This window comes from Vibrio sp. OPT46 (assembly GCF_015163535.1).
Classification (GTDB): Bacteria; Pseudomonadota; Gammaproteobacteria; order Enterobacterales; family Vibrionaceae; genus Vibrio; species Vibrio alginolyticus.
Map to the genome: position 1 here is coordinate 161,446 of NZ_JADDYG010000244.1, position 3,341 is coordinate 164,786.

Here is a 3,341-nt window from a genome sequence, read left to right on the forward strand (position 1 = left end):
CTTCATTAAAGTTTTCACTGGCATATTTGATGTAACTGGAGGTATCGGTAATGGAAACTAGGCTGTAACTCGAAGGGTAATCGTATTCCGTTTCACTCATAAACATGTGTCCTTACATTGATTAATTAACAAACGGCAAATATGAATTTATCAGCATAACATATACATGCATAATGATAGGTTGATTCAAAAATAAAACAAAATTATTGACAAGTTTACTTTTTACTTAATGACTCTAGTCGCATTTTTATCCTCTAATACAAGGCTTCGTTAATATGCACAAGACTGAGCACTGTTCAAAATTAATACACAAAAGCGCTTCCGTACTGAGTTCGTAAATTGTTATAAGTAATCCACTAAAACGAAAACAGGGAAGACAAACACAATGACTATTCACTTTCGTCAGCTTGCAGCTAAGAGAAACACGACACACTTGTTTATTGACGATTGGAAAATTAACACTCAGCAGTCTTGGGGGATATTCAGCGCGGATGGAGATATTGGCTCTCTGCTTGGAGACCTTATTTGTGATGAAATGTCACCAAATAGTGGGGAAATTGAGCTAAATGGGCTATCCGTTGCGCAAGTGTCGTTATCAGAGCAACAGCGATTACTGGAAAGAGAATTAGAAAAAGATGATACGGATTTTCTTGATCGTATCGACCAAGGAAGCACTGTTTATTCATTAATCCTAGAACAGAGCCAAGACACTAACTTAACTGAACAGCTAGTCAATGATCTCGACCTAAGTCATCTTAGAGATAGTGGCTTCCGTGTTCTCTCTACCGGAGAAACCAGAAGAGTAATGCTCGCCCGAGCTTTAGCCACACAACCTGACTTAGTATTACTCGATAATCCATTTACTGGCTTAGATATTGCGCACCGAGCTGCTCTCGCTCGCTATTTACACTCGCTTTCTCAAAATGTGCAACTACTCATAACCTTCTCTCGCGAATCTGACATGCCTGAGTGGATCAATAGCATCGCGCTTTTCAGTGCAGGAAAGCTTGATAGTACAATGGATAAGTCCAGTTGGGATAATCATCCAATCATTGGACAAATTAAATCTCAGTCAGAACAACAGAGTGAAGAAATGATGAGCTTGATACGTCAGCATCAGCACTCGACACCATTCAACAACCCAATATTTGAACTAAAGAATGGGGCTGTTGAATATACCGATAAGAAGATTTTTACTGACTTGAACTGGCGCATAGACAAGGGCCAACATTGGCAGGTCAAAGGCCCAAATGGTTGTGGAAAGAGTACCTTACTTGGATTGATCTTTGGCGATCATCCGCAATGCTACAGCAATGACATTGATATTTTTGGTAAAAAGCGTGGTACTGGCGAGACAATCTGGGAAATTAAGCAGCATATCGGTATGGTGTCTTCAGCGCTACACCTCCAATATCGAGTCAATTGCAGCGCATTAGAAGTCATTTTGTCAGGATTTTACGATTCGATTGGGTTGTATAACCAGCCAACTCGCAAAGAAATGGATATTGCAAACGAGTGGCTCGATATCTTACATATGAGCCAGTACAAAAAAACCTCATTTAAGCAATTAGAGTACGGTCAGCAGCGACTGTTACTGATTGCAAGAGCCATCGTGAAACAACCCACATTATTGATTTTGGACGAGCCGTATCAAGGGTTAGATTTTTTGGGTAGACGGTTAGTTAAGAACACACTTGAACTCATCGCTAGAGAGAATTTAAGCCAACTATTGTATGTGTCTCACTACCAAGAAGACCGCTTAGATAGCATCAAAAATGAGTTAGAGTTTGTGTTTGATGAAAATGCTCAGTGTCATAGAGCTAACGTCTACCAATCATAATGACTTCGCTGCGCAAGCTGCTCATAAGGTAATGGTTTGGAGTACAGGTACCCCTGATGATATCTCACTCCCATCTGCTTTAAGTGTTCAGCTTGCGCTATGGTTTCCACGCCTTCAGCGATCAATTGTACTTGTAATTCTTCCGCGAAGTGAACCATCGCTTTTAAGACAGAAGCACTAAGGCTAGGAATACCAATAGTTTCGACAAAGCACTTATCGATTTTTAAGTAATCTATGCGCATGTGCTGTAGAAATGCTAACGAGGTTTGGCCAGTTCCAAAATCATCGATCAGCACATCAATACCATGCACTCGCAGCGCTGCAATGCATTTTCTCGCCTCTGAATCAATGAGCTGACGCTCTGTTATCTCAACCCCTAATGAGACTTTGTTTCGGCTCAACTGTCTGTCGAGCAATTGAATTTTTCTGATCGCGTTTGGTCCGACTAAATAACCAGGCGGCACGTTAATACCAAGGTGAACAGGCTGATCAAAGCCTAATTTACTGAAGTCCTCTGCCGCTTTATCCAGAACGAAATCAGTAAGTAAAAAAACCAATCCACTTTGCTCTGCCGCAGGGACAAACTCATCCGGAGAAATGAACCCCTTACTTTGATGCTCCCATCGCACTAGCGCTTCAAACCCGAATAACTGGCCGGTATCAACGTTAACTTGCGGTTGGTAATACAAGGTCAACTCTCCTCTTTTTATCGCTCTTTTAAGATCCAGTATCAAATTGCGATGGGGATCAATAAACTTATTCAACGCATACAAGCAAAGGTAGATAACGAAAATAATTGGAATTGAGTACAAAAAATAGGAAAGTGTTCTCTGTTTGACGAAAAGATCGCTGGCTTCACTCAAAGCTTCATACTCAAACATTTGCGACGATTTGATACCGATAGGATTACTTCCCGCTCTTAATGCTCCTTCAGGTGAAACTTGATCATGGATAAACAGCGCAGAGCGTTTTAGGCGTAAATCGTTGTTAAACCCTATTGTTGCATTAAAGTAGTCATGATCGATAATCGTTACGGCTTGATAACCCCGCTCTCCCTCCGTTACCACAAGCAAGAACTGATCGTACAAGCTATCAACACTACCAAGCGCTAGCGTTTGTCCCTTGGGAAAGGCGATGTGCTCAGCTAACGGTTTAGAGATACTTCCCAATTTCGAAGAACAAGTAATGACTCCCTCTTTCACAATGAGCATTTCTTCAATATCTCGTTCAAACATTAAGCTTTGCTGGAGCTCTTCACATCGTTCAGGGTGTAGCAGCGCCGTGCGGTTTTCTGTCTCTATTTGGAATAAAATTTCATCTGCAATTTGCACATTTTTTTCTAATAAATGATTAAGATTGTTTTGCACGCTTTCACGAGCTAAATACAAAACCTCTCCAATAATCAAGGGAATAGGCAGAAGGAAAATGATGGCTTTTTTAAAAATCGCCTTATTCAGCATATAAAAGTAACCTTTTATAAAACCGATTTACTGAGATGGTA

2 protein-coding genes are annotated in these 3,341 nt (G+C 40.7%); one reads left to right on the forward strand and one right to left on the reverse strand.

Annotation, left to right across the window (positions count from 1 at the left end; all coding sequences use genetic code 11):
- Positions 1 to 385 precede the first annotated feature (385 nt).
- The gene (gene modF, locus IQR33_RS10870; RefSeq protein WP_193837756.1) at positions 386 to 1,840 is read left to right on the forward strand and encodes a molybdate ABC transporter ATP-binding protein ModF; all 1,455 of its coding nucleotides are present in this window, start codon (positions 386 to 388) and stop codon (positions 1,838 to 1,840) included.
- Here the strand turns inward: modF and IQR33_RS10875 are convergent.
- On the reverse strand, positions 1,828 to 3,300 hold the full coding sequence (locus IQR33_RS10875) for an EAL domain-containing protein (protein WP_193843695.1): 1,473 nt from the start codon (positions 3,298 to 3,300) through the stop codon (positions 1,828 to 1,830). The genes modF and IQR33_RS10875 overlap by 13 nt on opposite strands.
- Between the last annotated feature and the right edge of the window lie 41 nt (positions 3,301 to 3,341).

Coding starts and splice junctions, on each gene's coding strand:
- modF (WP_193837756.1), top strand. CDS start 386: ATGACTATTCACTTTCGTCAGCTTGCAGCTAAGAGAAACACGACACAC.
- IQR33_RS10875 (WP_193843695.1), bottom strand. CDS start 3,300: ATGCTGAATAAGGCGATTTTTAAAAAAGCCATCATTTTCCTTCTGCCT.